Below are 15,364 nucleotides of genomic sequence, written 5' to 3'. Positions count from 1 at the left end.
ATGCCCTTTGGCCTTTGGACCCTTCCTCCTGCTCGCCCTGCTTGAGGGCACAACAATGGCGGCGGTTCTGGCCCTGACGGCTGTGGGCTTGTCGCTGGTCTTTGGCGTGATGCGCGTGGTCAACGTGGCGCATGGCGAATTTTACATGCTGGGCGCGGTGGTGGCCTGGTTCGTGACCTATTATCTGCCTTTTCCGCCCGCACTGGCCTGGGGGGCTGCCTTGCTGATCGCGCCCATTGTTGTGGGGGCTTTGGCGGCACTGGCTGATATTACCATCCTCAAGCGCCTGAAATACGACCCCGAAGCGACGATCGTGGCCACCATCGGCTTGCTGTATATCCTGCAACAGGCGGCGCTGACCTTTTATGGCCCCGATGCCCGCCCTGTGCCTGCGCCGTTCAACTGGCGCATTCAATTCCCGTGGTTCGGCTATTCTGGCTATAAGCTGTTTGTGGTGGCGGCGGCAGCAGCCATTCTTTTGGGGGTGTGGTTGTTCATGACCCGCACCAAGGCCGGTCTGATCATGCGGGCCACGCAGGTTGATATGGAAACCGCCCGTGCCTTTGGCATCAACGTAGATCGTGTCTATGCTGGCACTTTTGCGCTGGGCGCAGCCCTTGCGGCGGCGGCGGCAGTGCTGATCGTGCCCATTCAGCAGGCCCATTATCTGATGGGCCATGATCCGTTGTTGTTGTCGTTCATTGTCGTCATCATTGGCGGGCTTGGGTCTATTCGCGGCACGCTGATTGCGGCCCTGCTGATCGGGCTGTCAGATGGCGTCATTTCGATGTTCTACGCGCCAACATTGGCCAAGATCATCGCCACTTTGTTGGTGGCCATGGTGTTGGTCTTTCGCCCGCAGGGCCTGTTTGGGGCGCGGGCATGACGGGTGGTGCCAAGGTTCTGTGGTTGCATCTGGCCGTGGTGGCACTGCTGTTCGCGGCGCAATTCGTGTTGCCGCAGTATCATGCGACCAATCTGGCGCGGATCATGGTGCTGGCAGTCTATGCGATGGGCTATAACATCGCCTTTGGCTACACCGGGTTGCTGTCGCTGGGCCACGCGCTGTTTTTCGCGGCCGGCATGTATGCGATGGGCCTGCCGCTGTGGCATTTGGGCTGGATGCCCATTCCGGCCCTGATCCTTGGCCTTGTGGCCGGGGGGGTGGTTGCGGGGGCGGTGGGTCTTTTGGCGCTGCGCACCGCGGGCGTCAGCTTCATGATCGTAACGCTGATGTTCGCGCAGGCCGGCTATCTGACCCTGCTGTATCTGAACACGGCCACCGGTGGCGACGAAGGCTTTGTCATCGATCGCGCCAATCGCATCATCGCGGGCACTGATCTGGCCACCGACACGCCACGCTTTCTTGCGGCACTCGGTCTTTATGCCACAGCCATGCTGATCTGCCTTTGGCTGGTGCGGTCACCCTTTGGCCGTGTGATGGTGGCGATGCGCGAGAATGAAGAGCGCAGCCGGATGCTGGGCTATAATCCGTTCCAAGTGAAACTGACGGCGCTGGTCATCTCGGGCCTTTACGCCGGGGCGGCAGGGGCGGCTTACGGGCTGTTGTTTGGCTATGTCGGGGCCACATTTGCCACCATTCAATATTCCATCCTGCCGATGCTTTATGTGCTGATGGGCGGTGCCGGCACCGTTCTGGGCCCGCTGTTGGGGGCGGCAATGATGTTTTACCTGATCGACATCGCCAGCGGCTTTACCGATGCCTGGCTGTTTGTGGTCGGGGCGGCCTTGGTTGTCTTGATCCTGTTCGCGCCCAAGGGGGTGCTGGGCACAATGCGTGAAAGGGGGCTGAAATGGCTGCCCTGATGCAGACTGAACACCTGTGCCGGCATTTTGGCGGTCTGCGCGCGGTGGATGATGTCAATTTTCGTCTCGACCAAGGCGAAATCCATGCTTTGATCGGGCCAAACGGGGCCGGTAAAACCACCTTTGTCAGCCTGCTGTCGGGGCGTGTGCCCGTGCAATCGGGGCGGATTTTGTTGGCGGGCGAAGACATCACCCATCTGCCTGCCCATGCACGGGTGAAAAAGGGCATCGCCTATACGTTCCAGATTACCTCGGTCTATCCGCGGCTGACCGTGTTCGACAATGTGGCCCTTGCGGCCCAATCGGCTGGGGCCAAACCTCTGAAACCGGCGGTTGCCGCGGCGCTGAAGCGTGTGAACCTTACAGGGTTCGACGATGATCTGGCCGGAAATCTGTCATACGGCCACCAGCGCCTGCTAGAGGTCGCCATGGGCCTTGCACTTCAGCCGCGTGTGCTGATTCTGGATGAGCCGACCCAAGGCCTTGCTGCCGGAGAGATCGAGGGTTTCAAGGCTCTTGTCCGCAGCCTTGTGCCTGCCACGACGGTGCTGTTGATCGAGCATAACATGGATGTGGTGATGGATCTGGCCACCCGTATCACGGTGCTGAACTTTGGTCAGGTGCTGGCCAGCGGCACGCCGGATCAGATTCGTGCCAACCCTGACGTGCAGGACGCCTATCTTGGGGGCCATGATGATTGAGGTTCAGGGCCTGACTGCGGGCTATGGCCCCGTGACTGTGTTGCGCGACCTTGGGTTTCGGGCCGAACCCGGACAGATCACCTGTATCATGGGCCGCAACGGGGCGGGCAAGACCACATTGATGAAGGCGATCATGGGGCTGATCCCGGCCACTGCGGGCCGCATCCTGCTGAACGGCGCCGACATCACCCGCTTGCCCGCCCATCGTGTTCCCCTACAGGGGATTGCCTATGTGCCGCAGGGCCGCCGTCTGTTTGGCCCTTTGACTGTGGCCGAAAATCTGGCTGTTGGGCTGAATGCCCGCAAAAAGGGGGGCAAGACGCGTGCTGCGGTTCTTGACCTGTTCCCGCGCTTGGCAGAGCGTCTGGATCAGGTGTCCAGCACCCTGTCGGGCGGAGAGCAGCAAATGCTGGCCATCGCCCGTGCCCTCTGCCTAGAGCCCGAAGTTCTGCTGTTGGACGAACCGACCGAGGGGCTGCAACCGTCGATGATCGCACTTATCCGCGATACGGTGCTGCGTTTGCGCGATGCGGGCATGACGACGGTTCTGGTGGAACAGCGCGTGGATGCAGTGCTGAGACTGGCAGACCGGGTGGCGTTCATGGCGCATGGCCGGGTAGAGGCCGAGGTTCCCACCACCGATCTGACGGCAAAATCGTCTCTGTTTCAGCAATTTGTGGGGGTTTGAATGACGGGGCTTGTGGCCGGGGTAGATGTCGGTGGCACGTTTACCGATCTGGTGATCTTTGATCCGGCCATGGGCTCTGTGCGCTTGGCCAAGGTGCCCACCAGCCTGCCCAATCAGGCCCCAGGTGTTCTGGCGGCCTTTGATGCGGCTGGTGCCGATCTGGCCCAGATCGATCTGATCGTTCACGGCACCACCACCACCACCAATGCGGTGCTTGAGCGCGCCTTGGCCAAAACCGGGCTGATCACCACGCTGGGCTTTCGCGATGTGCTGGAACTGGGTCGCCGGACCCGCCCGCAAGCCTATGGCATGCACGGCCATTTCAAACCCATCATTCCCCGCGATCTGCGGCTTGAGGTGCCCGAGCGCATGGATGCGCGCGGCCAAGTGCTTACCGCCCTTGATGAAGAGGCCGTTGAAAAAGCGGCTCTAACCCTGCGGGAAATGGGGTGCGAAAGCCTTGTGATCCATTTCCTGCATGCCTACGCAAACCCCAGCCACGAGCGTCGCGCTGCCGAAGTTGCCGCCCGCGTCTGGCCGAATGATCACATCACCATGGGTCATTCCCTGTTGTCGGAAAGTCGTGAATACGAACGCGGTGTCACGGCGGCGGTCAATGCCAGCGTCCAGCCCCTGTTGGAACGCTACGTCTCTCGGCTGGCCAGCCAGTTGCGCGATCGTGGATATCGGCAAGACCTGTTGGTGATGAACGGCAATGGGGGCATGGTTTCGGCAGGATTGGTGTCGAAAGAGGCGGTGAAAACCGTGATGTCTGGCCCGGCTTCGGGCGTTATGGCTGCTGTCGCAACGGGCCGCCGCGCCGGTATGCCCAATCTGTTGACCTATGATATGGGCGGCACGTCAACCGATGTGGCGATGATCAAGGCGGGGCGCGCCCCCGTTTCGAATGAGATCGAGGTGGAATATGCCATGCCGATCCATGTGCCGATGGTTGATGTGCGCACAGTCGGTGCCGGGGGCGGGTCGATCGCGCGGGTTGATGCCAGCGGCATGCTGCGCGTGGGGCCTGAAAGTGCGGGCAGCACCCCGGGGCCGATCTGCTATGGCCGCGGCGGCACTCGGGTTACCATTTCGGATGCGAACCTTATTCTGGGCCGCTTGCCGGCTGAACGCTTTGGACAGGCGGCGCAAGCGGCCCATCAGGCTATGGCTGATCAAATCGGCACGCCCCTGGGCCTTGGCGTAGAGCAGGCGGCCGAGGCCGTCTTGCGTATCGCCAACACCCACATGGCCGGGGCCATTCGCATGGTCAGTATTTCGATGGGTGCTGATCCGCGTGATTTTGCGTTGTTTGCCTTTGGTGGGGCGGGGCCGCTGCACGCCGTTGCGCTGGCGGCAGAACTTGCTGTGCCGCAGGTGCTGATCCCGGCCCGACCGGGCATTACCAACGCCTTGGGCTGCGTCGTGGCCGACTTGCGCCAGGATTTCGTCCGCACGTTGAACCGCCCGTTAGACAGCGTTGATATCGGCACTGTTCACGCCATTTTGGCAGAACAACAGGCCGAAGGCCGCCGCTTGATCGGGCAAGAGCAGATTGCCCTGACCGGGGTTCATGCCGAGTATTCGGCCGATATGCAGTTCATCGGCCAAACCCACCTGCTGCGGGTGCCCCTGCCCGGCCCAACCCCCAGCCGGGATCAGTTGCAACACCTGTTCGAGGCAGCCTATCACGCACGGTTTCGCGTCGATCTGCCAAGTATTCGTGCCAATCTGGTCAATCTCAACACCTCGGTCATTGGCACCCGGCCAGAGATGGATCTGTCAACGTTGATTGATGCCTCGGGGCGTCAGGCGCGAGCGGTGCCAAAAAGCTATCGCAAGGTCTGGTTTGGGGGTTGGGTCGAAACGCCTGTCTATTGGCGCGACCACTTGCCGATCGATCTGGCACTGACGGGCCCTGCCATCATCGAACAGATGGATACGACAATCATCATCGACCCCGGTTGTTCTGTGGTCTCTGATTCCGATGGCAACTTGATCGTAACGGTGCCCCATGCCAACCAAGCTTGACCCCATCACCCTTGCCGTCATCCAGGCGGGCCTGCAGCAGGTCTGTGATGAAATGGACCTGACCTTCAGCCGCGCGGCCTTTAGCCCGGTGATCGCCGAGGCGGATGATCGGTCTGACGGCATTTACAGTGCCGAAGATGGCAGCCTGATCGCCCAAGGATCAAAGGGTTTGCCGGTGTTCGTCGGGGTGATGCAGTTTTCGACCCGCACTCTGATTCAGCGTATTGCTGCGGGTGAAACAGCGGCGCCTCAGCCGGGCGATATCTATATCGTCAATGATCCCTATCTGGGCGGCACGCATCTGATGGATGTGCGTTTTGCCATGCCGGTCTGGCGTGATGGGCGCATCTTTTGCTGGTTGTCGAATACCGGGCATTGGCCTGACACAGGCGGTGCCGTGCCCGGCGGTTTTTCCGCCAGCGCCATCAGCGCCGAGCAAGAGGGCCTGCGCCTGCCGCCTGTCAAACTGTTCAAGCAGGGCCAGCTGGATACCGAGATCTGGCAGATCATCTGTTCCAACGTCCGCGTCAGCGAACAGCGCATCGGCGACGTCAAGGCGCAGGCCAGCGCGTTGCTGGTGGGGGCCGAGCGTCTGGGCGGGCTGTTGGATCGCTATGGCGACGCGACAGTAACCACGGCAATCGCCCGGATGCGTGATCTGGCTGCCCGGCAGATGCGCGCGATGATCGGATTGATCCCCGATGGCTGCTATCAGGCCCAGGCGGTGGTCGATTCCGATGGCGTGGTGAACGAGCCACTGAAAATTGCCTTGTCTGTGACGAAATCGGCCGACCAGCTAAGGTTTGATTTCACTGGATCGTCACCCCCTTGCCTTGGCCCGATGAATTCGGTCAGGGCCACCACCTTTTCCTCGGTCTATCTGGCGATGCGCCATATTTTCCCCGATGTCCCGATCAGCGCCGGGGCCTTCGACCCACTTGCAATCACGGGCATCGCGGGCACTTTTCTTGATGCTGCCTATCCGCGGCCCGTTTCGGGCTGCGCGGCCGAGGTCAGCCAGCGCATCGCCGAGGCGGTGTTCACTGCGCTGGTGCAGGCCCTGCCAGACCGGGTGACGGCCGCGCCAGCGGGCACCAGTGGTAATTTCGGCCTTGGTGGGCACGATCCGGCCACGGGCGCAGATTATGTGATGTATCAGATCTCGGGTGGTGGCTATGGCGGTTTTGCCGGGGGTGATGGCATCGCCAACGGCTGTTCGACCATTGGCATTTCCAAGGCCCCACCGGTCGAGATCATGGAGCAGAAGTTCCCCGTTCTCTATCGCCGCTATGCCCTGCACGAAGGGTCGGGTGGCGCGGGGCAGCATCGGGGCGGCTTTGGGCTGGATTATGAGATTGAGCTGCTGCGAGGAGAGGCGCGGGCCAGTTTCGTGATGGATCACGGCCGCACTGGCCCCCCCGGCGCATTGGGCGGGCAAGATGGTGCCGTGAACCGGGTGCAGGTTTGGCGGGGCGATGCGGCATGGGTGCCGCCGCATCTGTCAAAGGCGCAGGATGTGACGCTAAAGCCCGGTGACCGCGTGCGTGTTTGCACCCCCGGGGGTGGCGGCTATGGCCCACCGATGCAGCGTGATCCTGCCCTGATTGCCGAAGATGTCAGGCTGGGGCGCTATAGCCCCGAACAGGCACGCGCCTTGTGGAATTGGCAAGAATAGGGGCTGTTGAGGCCCGGACTTGGGGTTTGAACCGCCCAGTTTGTAACCCCCTTTGGGCCCATACCTGTTGGCCCCCGGCAAGCCCCATAGACGCCGACCAGGCCTGTCAGGCCAGCTTTTGGCCAGCAGTCCACACCGCGCGCAGTGACAGATCATCAGCCAGATGCACGAAAGTGGCTGCACCACCGGGTTGGATGCGGCCCAGATCAGGCCGGCCAATCAGATCGGCGGGGATACGGGTGGCCATCGCCAGAACGCGGGGCAAAGGCACGCCCACCTCGCCCGCCAAGATCGCCATGGCCCGAGGCAACGTCAGGTCGGCCCCGGCCAGCGTTCCATCCGCCAGCGTCAAGCGCCCGTCGCGGCGCAGAATTTTGCGCCCGGCCAGAGTGAACTCGACCAGATCCGTGCCCGCCACGGCCATGCAGTCAGAAACCAGAAAGACCCCATCTGGTTTGGCGGCAAGGGCCAGTTGCATGGCCTGTGGATGCACATGAATACCGTCGGCGATCAAGCCGCAGGCCAGATGAGAGGTCAAGACCGCTCCGACAAGGCCCGGCTCACGATGGCCGATCTGACTCATGGCGTTGAACAGATGGGTGGCGCATAGCGCCCCTGCCTCTATCGCTTGCCGTGCCTCGGCCAAGGTGCACTCGCTGTGGCCCAGGCTGACAATCACACCGGCTTTGGCCAATGCGCTGATCTGGTCGGGCGTTGCCGAGGCGGGGGCCAGCGTCACCATCAGGGCGGGCAGCGCCTGTGTCGCGCGGCACAGTTTGTCAACGTCAGCCGCCTGCATCGGGCGGATCAGGGCTGCATCATGGGCACCCTTGCGGCGTGGGTCCAGATGGGGGCCTTCCAGATGCAGGCCCAGAAATCCGGGGGTGCCCTTGGCCTTTATCCCCGCAGCAATGACCTGATCCGTGGCGGCGTCCGTATCCGTGATCAGCGTTGGCATGATACCGGTGGACCCAAGCCGGGCATGCGTGGCGCAGATGGCGGCAAGGTCGGCGGCTGTGGTCGTGCCATCAACCATTTGGCCACCACCGCCATTCACCTGCAGATCGATCAGCCCTGGTGCCAGAATACCGCCGGACAATGGTATCTCGGTTGCCCCAAAGGGCACCGTTTCAACTATGTCCAAGACGACTCCGTCCTGAACCACCACCACGCCCGCCCGCAGGCTGTGCCCATCAAAAACCTGCGCTCCGCGAAAGGCCTGTAGCATCATCTTGTCTCTGTCACTTTGCGCAAATGCCTAGGAAGATCCGGGTCATAGCCGCGCTGCCGCGATAGTGTCTCGACAAAACCGTAAAATCCCACAGCCAGAACCAAGGGTGCCAACAAGGGGTGAACACCTGTCACAACTGGCAGCGTGACTGCCCTGGCGGCGTTTGCCCCCGTGAGAAACACATCGGCCCCTTGTGCGACCAACCGTTGTGCCGTGGCAACGACATGCGGCAAAGCGGCGTCCTCGATAGCAAAGGCCAACACTGGAAACTGTGCCTCAACCAAGGCAGCCGGGCCGTGCAGCACTTCGGCGGCGGAATAGGCTTCGGCGTGCAGGCCGCAAGTCTCTTTGAATTTCAGCGCTGCCTCGCAGGCGATAGCAAAGGCAGGACCGCGCCCCAAAACAAATGCCGAACTCGCGTTTTCCAACCGCTGTGTCAAAGGCGACCAATCAAGTTCAAGGGCGGCCGCAAAGGCCCGTGGCGCCTGTGTCACGGCTTGTTGCAATGCAATATCTTCTTGCCATTCTGCCAACAGTGCCAGCCCTGCAAGAATCGAGATGACAAAGGTCTTGGTCGCGGCCACGCTCTGTTCGGTTCCCGCAAGAAGGGGCAGGCAATAGGTGCTGGCCTGTGCGATCGGGCTGTTGGCGTGATTGGTAATAGCCAGCCCCAACCCGCCGGCTTGCATTGCTGCGCGCATCATCGCCACGATATCGGGGCTTTGTCCCGATTGCGAAATGCCAATGCAAGCGGCCTGACGCAGGCGCAAGGGGCGGCCATAAATGGATGCAACCGAAGGACCAACGCTTGCCACTGGCACCCCGGCCAACAGCTCGATTGCGTATTTCAGATAGCTGGCGGCGTGGTCAGACGAGCCGCGCGCCACGGTGATTACCAGATCCGGGTCGGCCGCCCGAAACGCTTCTGCAGCAGTCTGGACTGCTTCCCTTGACTCGGTAAGAAAGCGCGTGGCAGCCAGCGGGATTTCGGCAATCTCGCGCGCCATGTGAGTTCGTGTCATGCTGTTGGGACCTGTGGTGCAAGGGTTAGTTCCACGGCAAAATCATAGGCATCGCCTCGATACAGCGACCGGGTGAATTCCACCACCCGACCCGAGGGCAGATAACCGACACGTTCAATCCGCAGCCCGGCTGCACCCACATGTACGCCCAGAAGATCAGCATCGCGTGCGCCCAAATTGGCCGCAGAGATGCGCTGAACCGCGCGGACGGGGCGCAGGTCGCGCGCCTCAAGCATCTTGTACAGGCTTGATTGAACCTGCATCGGGTCAGGCAGAGCGGTGGCTGGCAGAGCCGCACATTCGATTGCCAGCGGCAGACCATCTGATCGGCGCACGCGTTCCAGCCGCGCGACGCGATCACCCGCGCCCAATCCCAGTGCCATCGTTTCTTCTGGTGTGGGGGCGGTGATCTGACGGGCCAGCCACAATGAATCAACGTTCTTGCCGCGCCGCGCCATATCTTCGGTAAAGCTGGTCAACAGCGACAGCGCCTGTTCCAGCTTTTCGACCCTTGGCGCGACATAGGTGCCTGATCCGCGCCGTTGCACCAATTGCCCGCCGGCAACCAGCGCTTGCACCGCCCGCCGGACAGTGACTCGCGAAAGGCCCGTCAGTGTGGCCAGATCGCGCTCAGCTGGCAGGCTGCGGCCGGGGGGAAGGGTGCCGTTAGCGATTGCCTCGGCAATCTGTCTTTGCAATTGCAGATACAGTGGCCCAGCGCCCGTCTCGATAAAACCTTTGGGTGAAAAGAGCGAATTCACCCTAGGCGGTCCCACCATCGCGCTGGCTGTCGCATATGCGAATCCTCCTCTGCGGCTACAGACCAATATAATACCATCTGAAAGGCATGGCGAAAACATCTGCTGTTTTCGCCTGCTAAAGGGGCGGGTGTTCAGTATTTTCTTTACTATTGGTCTTATTTTGGCATGGATTCGACAGACAAGAGGAATCAGTTGGCCCTGCCTGACCTCAAAATGAACACAACATGCCAAGGCCACAAATGGCTAAGATGCCACCAATTGGGAGAAGACCATGAAAAAGACCCCCATTCTTGCGCTGTTGGCCAGTACGGCACTTGCTGGCCCGGCATTGGCGCAAACCACGCTGACGATCGAGAGTTGGCGCAACGATGACCTGACGATCTGGCAAGATCAGATCATTCCAGCATTCGAGGCACAAAATCCCGACATCAAGATCGTTTTCGCTCCCACGGCCCCGGCCGAATATAACGCGGCGCTAAATTCCAAACTGGCTGCCGGCAGCGCGGGGGACCTGATCACCTGCCGTCCCTTTGACGCTTCGCTGCAGCTCTATACCGACGGCCATCTGGCCAATCTGTCGGATCTTGCCAGTATGGCGAATTTCTCGGATGTTGCCAAATCGGCTTGGCAGACAGATGACGGCAGCGCCACCTTTTGCGTGCCGATGGCAAGTGTGATTCATGGTTTTATCTATAACGCCGACGCTTTTGCCGAGCTAGGCCTTGAGGTTCCAGCGACTGAGGATGAGTTCTTTGCCGCGCTGGACAAGATCAAGGAAGACGGCACCTATATCCCGATGGCCATGGGCACGAATGACCAGTGGGAAGCGGCCACCATGGGCTATAACAACATTGGCCCGAATTACTGGAAGGGTGAAGAGGGCCGTCTGGCACTGATCAAGGGCGAGCAGAAGCTGACCGATGACGCTTGGGTTGCGCCCTATCGCCAACTGGCGCGGTGGAAAGACTATCTGGGCGATGGGTTCGAGGCACAAACCTACCCCGACAGCCAGAACCTGTTCACCCTTGGTCGTGCCGCGATCTATCCTGCCGGGTCATGGGAGATTTCAGGCTTTAATGCCCAAGCTGGCTTCAAGATGGGGGCGTTCTCACCGCCGGTACAGGCTGCGGGGGATGAATGCTATATCAGTGATCATACCGATATCGCGATTGGCCTGAACGCAGCCTCGCCCAATGCCGAGGCGGCGAAGACCTTTCTTGACTGGGTGGGCAGCCCGGAATTCGCCGCGCTTTACGCCAATGCCCTTCCGGGGTTCTTTAGCCTGAACGCAACACCCGTCGAAATGGCCGATCCGCTCGCACAAGAGTTTGTATCCTGGCGGCAAAAGTGTAAATCGACGATCCGCTCGACCTATCAGATCCTGTCGCGAGGCACGCCTAACCTGGAAAACGAGACCTGGAATGCCAGCGCCAATGTGATCAAGGGCACCGAGTCGCCAGAAGACGCGGGAAAGCGCCTGCAAGACGGGTTGTCCAGTTGGTATGATCCACAAAAGTAAGCGCAGTTTGCGCCTGAGGGCTCCGGTGGGGCTGACTGCCCCTCTGGAGCCCTCTAAGGATATTTGGACCAGATGGAGGGCAAAGCCATGGCGCCGCGACGGCCTTTCCGATGGCATATCGTTTTTTTTCTAGCACCGGCAGTGCTGGTCTACACGGCGATCATGATCATTCCCCTTTTTGGAACGCTAGGTCAGTCACTGTTCAACAAGGGCGAGGCTGGCGCGGTCTTTGTGGGTTTTGGTAATTTCGGCACCTTGTTCGGTGATGCACGGTGGTCGGACGCCTTTTGGAATGCGCTTGGCAACAACCTGTGGTTTTTCGCGATTCACATGATTGTGCAAAACCCGATCGGTATTGCCTTGGCGGCGATCCTCAGCACGCCGGGCCTGCGGATGGCAGCATTTTACCGAACCGCGATCTTTATTCCGACCATCCTGAGCTTTGTGATCGTGGGCTTTGTCTGGAAACTGATCCTGTCGCCGATTTGGGGCATTGCACCGGGAATGCTGGATGCCATCGGGCTCAAGGCCCTGTTTGCGCCATGGTTGGGCAAGGAAGCCTATGCGCTGACCACTCTTGCGCTTATTTCTGTCTGGCAGTTCGTCGGCATCCCGATGATGCTGATCTACGCCGCCCTGCTTTCAATTCCAGATGAGGTAATTGAGGCTGCCGAGATGGACGGTATCACCGGCATGAGCCAGTTCTGGAAGGTCAAACTTCCACTGATCCTGCCCAGTATCGGGATCATTTCGATCTTGACATTTGTGGGCAATTTCAATGCGTTTGACCTGATCTATGTCGCGCAAGGGGCTCTGGCGGGGCCTGATTTCAGCACGGACATTCTGGGCACTTTCCTGTATCGCACCTTCTTTGGCTTTCAGTTGCAGCTTGGCGATCCTTATATGGGATCAGCCATTGCGGGGGCGATGTTTGCCATCATTCTGATCGGGGTCTGTATCTATTTGTTTGGCATTCAGACCCGGCTTACAAGGTATCAGTTCTGATGGCCCGGGCACGTCTGTCACGTGTTCGCGCGATTGCGGCACATGCGGCGCTGATCACATGGACCATCATCGCGCTGTTCCCCGTGTTCGTGATTGTGATCAACAGTTTCAAGTCGCGGCGCGCGATTTTTGCCGACCCCTTGGCGCTGCCTTGGCCTAAGCATTTCGATCTGATCGGCTATACCACCGTGCTGAAGCAGGGCGATTTCTTTGCCTACTTCCAGAACAGTATGGTTGTTACTGTGGCCAGCCTGTTCTTTGTGCTGTTGTTTGGGGCGATGGCGGCCTTTGCGCTGTCGGAATATCGATTTCGGGGCAACAGCTTGATGGGCTTATACTTGGCTCTGGGCATCATGATTCCAATCCGGCTGGGCACTGTGGCGATTTTGCAGATCATGGTGGCAGGGGGGCTGGTCAACACGCTGACCGCGCTGATCCTTGTCTATACCGCCCAAGGCCTGCCGCTGGCCGTGTTTATCTTGTCAGAATTCATGCGGACGGTGTCGGATGATCTAAAAAACGCTGGGCGGATTGATGGGCTCAGCGAATATGCGATCTTCTTCACACTTGTCTTGCCCTTGGTGCGTCCAGCCATGGCCACGGTAGCGGTGTTCACCATGATTCCGATCTGGAACGATCTGTGGTTTCCTTTGATCCTTGCACCCAGCGAAGAGGTCAAGACCATCACGCTTGGATCTCAGGTGTTCATCGGCCAATTTGTTACCAACTGGAATGCGGTGCTGGCGGCGCTTAGCCTCGCTATTGTTCCTGTCCTGATGCTGTATCTTATCTTTTCGCGGCAGTTGATCCGCGGCATTACGGCGGGGGCTGTGAAATGATCCGAACTATGGTCGCGGGCCTTGGCACCATGGGGCGCAGTCATGCGCTTGCCTACCATCGGAACCCGGCCTTTGATCTGGTCAGCTTGGTGAACCGCTCAAAACCTGCGCTGGACCCCTGCTTGGCCGAGTACGAGGTTGAGCCAGACTTCAAGCAGGCTCTGGTTCGGATGCAACCTGATCTGGTGAACATCTCTACCTATTCTGACAGCCATGCCGATTATGCTGTGTTGGCGATGGAACAGGGCGCGCATGTCTTTGTTGAAAAGCCCTTGGCGACGACGGTGGCAGATGCCCGCCGCGTGGTCGACTGTGCCCGTGCCAACAACCGCAAATTGGTGGTTGGCTATATTTTACGCCACCATCCCAGTTGGCAGCGCATGATTGTCGAAGCGCGTGCCTTGGGTGGGCCTTATGTGTTTCGTTTGAACCTGAACCAACAATCCAGTGGGCCGACATGGCAGGTGCACAAGACCTTGATGCAAACCACCAGCCCCATCGTCGATTGTGGCGTGCATTATGTGGATGTGATGTGCCAGATCACCGATGCGAAACCGGTTGAGGTGCGCGGCATGGGTCTGCGACTATCTGAGGAAATCGCGCCAGATATGTATAATTACGGCCATTTTCAGGTGTTGTTCGAGGATGGTAGCCTTGGCTGGTATGAGGCAGGTTGGGGTCCGATGATGTCGGACTCGGCTTTTTTCGTAAAGGATGTCGTTAGCCCGAATGGCGCTGTATCGATCCGTATGCCGGAAAATGCGAAGTCTGATGACCATGACACCCATACAAAAACGGCGACACTCCGCATTCATCGTGTGGGTCAGCCGGATCAGGACCTGAACATGGCCGATGAGCCGGGCCATCAGGACTTGTGCGAACGCGAACAGGCCTTCATGGCCCGCGCCATCACCGAAAATCTTGATCTATCGCGCCATATGGAAGATGCAGTGCAGTCTTTGGCCATTTGTCTGGCTGCCGACCAATCGGTGCGCACCGGCCTTGCCGTGAAACTCTAAAGGGGGGGCGGCATGGGCGCGCTGGAATTGAAAGGCATCACCAAAAGCTTTGGCGTGGCCACTGTGATCAAGGGTGTCGATCTGACTGTCGCAGACGGTGAGTTCTGCGTTTTTGTTGGCCCGTCGGGGTGTGGAAAATCCACTCTTCTGCGTATCATCGCGGGGCTTGAGGATGCCACCAGGGGTGACATCCTGCTGGATGGTCAGCGGATGAACAACATTGCCCCTGCCAAGCGGGAACTTGCGATGGTGTTCCAGTCCTATGCGCTCTATCCCCATTTGACAGTGCGCGACAATATGGGGTTGGCGCTGAAACAGGCGGGTCTGCCAAAGGCCGAGATCACCGCAGCCACCGACAAAGCGGCCGCCATGCTATCACTTGATGATTTCATGACCCGACGCCCGGCCGAACTGTCGGGTGGCCAGCGCCAGCGTGTTGCCATCGGTCGCGCCATTGTCCGTCGGCCCAAGCTTTTTTTGTTCGATGAACCCTTGTCGAACCTTGACGCTGCCCTGCGTGTTGCCACCCGGATCGAGATTGCCCGGCTGCATCGCGACCTTGGGGCCACGATGGTCTATGTCACCCATGATCAGGTCGAAGCGATGACCTTGGCCGATAAGATCGTTGTTTTGCGGGATGGTCAGGTGGAACAAGTGGGCAGCCCGATGGAGCTGTACAACAATCCTGACAACACTTTTGTTGCTGGCTTCATTGGCAGCCCGCAGATGAACTTCCTGACCGCGGCAGCTTTGGGCCATCGCGGCGAAACCACTGGCATTCGGCCTGAACACATCGCCATCGGGCGTGGGCAGGGCGCATTTCCCGGCACGGTCAACCATGTTGAAAAGCTTGGGGGTGAAACCCTGATCTATGTGCGCAGCGATGTGCATGGCCTGCTGACAGTGCGCCTTTTTGGAGAACATGACTATGCAGTGGGCGAAAAAGTCAGCCTGACCCTGCAGGAAGGCCGCGCTTTTCACTTCGATTCAACCGGAAGGCGGCTTCGCTAGGGCGACGGGCCACGAAATATGGCGCTTTCGTGGCG

At 59.7% G+C, this 15,364-nt stretch carries 14 protein-coding genes; 11 read left to right on the top strand and 3 right to left on the bottom strand.

Annotation, left to right across the window (positions count from 1 at the left end):
- Nucleotides 1–7 precede the first annotated feature (7 nt).
- The 6 genes from V3C85_RS01595 to V3C85_RS01570 are packed head-to-tail and all read left to right on the top strand — an operon-like array spanning nucleotide 8 to nucleotide 6,922.
- Entirely contained in the window at nucleotides 8–886 is an 879-nt protein-coding gene (locus V3C85_RS01595) for a branched-chain amino acid ABC transporter permease (protein WP_331793327.1), read from the top strand.
- A complete protein-coding gene (locus V3C85_RS01590; RefSeq protein ID WP_331793326.1) occupies nucleotides 883–1,827 on the top strand; it encodes a branched-chain amino acid ABC transporter permease in 945 nt (314 codons plus the stop codon). The genes V3C85_RS01595 and V3C85_RS01590 overlap by 4 nt, the downstream gene beginning before the upstream one ends.
- On the top strand, nucleotides 1,815–2,528 hold the full coding sequence (locus V3C85_RS01585) for an ABC transporter ATP-binding protein (protein ID WP_331793325.1): 714 nt from the start codon (nucleotides 1,815–1,817) through the stop codon (nucleotides 2,526–2,528). The genes V3C85_RS01590 and V3C85_RS01585 overlap by 13 nt, the downstream gene beginning before the upstream one ends.
- Nucleotides 2,521–3,216 carry an ABC transporter ATP-binding protein gene (locus V3C85_RS01580; RefSeq protein ID WP_331793324.1) on the top strand — a complete coding sequence of 232 codons (696 nt, stop codon included), beginning with the start codon at nucleotides 2,521–2,523 and terminating at the stop codon, nucleotides 3,214–3,216. The genes V3C85_RS01585 and V3C85_RS01580 overlap by 8 nt, the downstream gene beginning before the upstream one ends.
- Nucleotides 3,217–5,247: a hydantoinase/oxoprolinase family protein gene (locus V3C85_RS01575; protein ID WP_331793323.1), complete on the top strand. Its 2,031-nt coding sequence runs from the start codon at nucleotides 3,217–3,219 to the stop codon at nucleotides 5,245–5,247.
- Nucleotides 5,231–6,922: a hydantoinase B/oxoprolinase family protein gene (locus tag V3C85_RS01570; protein WP_331793322.1), complete on the top strand. Its 1,692-nt coding sequence runs from the start codon at nucleotides 5,231–5,233 to the stop codon at nucleotides 6,920–6,922. Before V3C85_RS01575 ends, V3C85_RS01570 begins: the two co-directional genes overlap by 17 nt.
- 106 nt (nucleotides 6,923–7,028) lie before the next feature.
- Here the strand turns inward: V3C85_RS01570 and nagA are convergent, their stop codons facing one another.
- From nagA to V3C85_RS01555, 3 genes are read right to left on the bottom strand one after another with little or no spacing between them, the layout of a single operon-like run.
- Complete coding sequence (nagA, locus tag V3C85_RS01565) at nucleotides 7,029–8,150, bottom strand: N-acetylglucosamine-6-phosphate deacetylase (RefSeq protein WP_445941969.1); 1,122 nt, start codon at nucleotides 8,148–8,150, stop codon at nucleotides 7,029–7,031.
- Nucleotides 8,150–9,175: an SIS domain-containing protein gene (locus V3C85_RS01560; RefSeq protein WP_331793320.1), complete on the bottom strand. Its 1,026-nt coding sequence runs from the start codon at nucleotides 9,173–9,175 to the stop codon at nucleotides 8,150–8,152. Before V3C85_RS01560 ends, nagA begins: the two co-directional genes overlap by 1 nt.
- Nucleotides 9,172–9,936, bottom strand: coding sequence for a GntR family transcriptional regulator (locus tag V3C85_RS01555; protein ID WP_331793319.1), 765 nt, complete (start codon nucleotides 9,934–9,936; stop codon nucleotides 9,172–9,174). Before V3C85_RS01555 ends, V3C85_RS01560 begins: the two co-directional genes overlap by 4 nt.
- Nucleotides 9,937–10,207: 271 nt before the next feature.
- Between V3C85_RS01555 and V3C85_RS01550 the strand changes: the two genes are divergently transcribed.
- The 5 genes from V3C85_RS01550 (at nucleotide 10,208) to V3C85_RS01530 (ending at nucleotide 15,329) form a co-directional block, all read left to right on the top strand.
- Nucleotides 10,208–11,455 carry an ABC transporter substrate-binding protein gene (locus V3C85_RS01550; RefSeq protein WP_331793318.1) on the top strand — a complete coding sequence of 416 codons (1,248 nt, stop codon included), beginning with the start codon at nucleotides 10,208–10,210 and terminating at the stop codon, nucleotides 11,453–11,455.
- Nucleotides 11,456–11,542: 87 nt separating this feature from the next.
- Entirely contained in the window at nucleotides 11,543–12,460 is a 918-nt protein-coding gene (locus tag V3C85_RS01545; RefSeq protein ID WP_331793317.1) for a carbohydrate ABC transporter permease, read from the top strand.
- Nucleotides 12,460–13,299, top strand: coding sequence for a carbohydrate ABC transporter permease (locus V3C85_RS01540; protein WP_331793316.1), 840 nt, complete (start codon nucleotides 12,460–12,462; stop codon nucleotides 13,297–13,299). The genes V3C85_RS01545 and V3C85_RS01540 overlap by 1 nt, the downstream gene beginning before the upstream one ends.
- On the top strand, nucleotides 13,296–14,318 hold the full coding sequence (locus V3C85_RS01535) for a Gfo/Idh/MocA family protein (protein WP_331793315.1): 1,023 nt from the start codon (nucleotides 13,296–13,298) through the stop codon (nucleotides 14,316–14,318). Before V3C85_RS01540 ends, V3C85_RS01535 begins: the two co-directional genes overlap by 4 nt.
- A 12-nt stretch (nucleotides 14,319–14,330) precedes the next feature.
- Entirely contained in the window at nucleotides 14,331–15,329 is a 999-nt protein-coding gene (locus V3C85_RS01530) for an ABC transporter ATP-binding protein (RefSeq protein WP_331793314.1), read from the top strand.
- Nucleotides 15,330–15,364: the final 35 nt, after the last annotated feature.

This window comes from Pseudotabrizicola sp. L79 (genome assembly GCF_036553525.1).
Classification (GTDB): domain Bacteria; phylum Pseudomonadota; class Alphaproteobacteria; order Rhodobacterales; family Rhodobacteraceae; genus Pseudotabrizicola.
This window is presented reverse-complemented; position numbering and strand designations above follow the sequence as displayed.

Bases quoted from the DNA above. Each gene is read 5' to 3' on its own strand.
- V3C85_RS01590 (WP_331793326.1), top strand. From the start codon at position 883: ATGACGGGTGGTGCCAAGGTTCTGTGGTTGCATCTGGCCGTGGTGGCA.
- V3C85_RS01585 (WP_331793325.1), top strand. From the start codon at position 1,815: ATGGCTGCCCTGATGCAGACTGAACACCTGTGCCGGCATTTTGGCGGT.
- V3C85_RS01580 (WP_331793324.1), top strand. From the start codon at position 2,521: ATGATTGAGGTTCAGGGCCTGACTGCGGGCTATGGCCCCGTGACTGTG.
- V3C85_RS01575 (WP_331793323.1), top strand. From the start codon at position 3,217: ATGACGGGGCTTGTGGCCGGGGTAGATGTCGGTGGCACGTTTACCGAT.
- V3C85_RS01570 (WP_331793322.1), top strand. From the start codon at position 5,231: ATGCCAACCAAGCTTGACCCCATCACCCTTGCCGTCATCCAGGCGGGC.
- nagA (WP_445941969.1), bottom strand. From the start codon at position 8,150: ATGCTACAGGCCTTTCGCGGAGCGCAGGTTTTTGATGGGCACAGCCTG.
- V3C85_RS01560 (WP_331793320.1), bottom strand. From the start codon at position 9,175: ATGACACGAACTCACATGGCGCGCGAGATTGCCGAAATCCCGCTGGCT.
- V3C85_RS01550 (WP_331793318.1), top strand. From the start codon at position 10,208: ATGAAAAAGACCCCCATTCTTGCGCTGTTGGCCAGTACGGCACTTGCT.
- V3C85_RS01545 (WP_331793317.1), top strand. From the start codon at position 11,543: ATGGCGCCGCGACGGCCTTTCCGATGGCATATCGTTTTTTTTCTAGCA.
- V3C85_RS01540 (WP_331793316.1), top strand. From the start codon at position 12,460: ATGGCCCGGGCACGTCTGTCACGTGTTCGCGCGATTGCGGCACATGCG.
- V3C85_RS01535 (WP_331793315.1), top strand. From the start codon at position 13,296: ATGATCCGAACTATGGTCGCGGGCCTTGGCACCATGGGGCGCAGTCAT.
- V3C85_RS01530 (WP_331793314.1), top strand. From the start codon at position 14,331: ATGGGCGCGCTGGAATTGAAAGGCATCACCAAAAGCTTTGGCGTGGCC.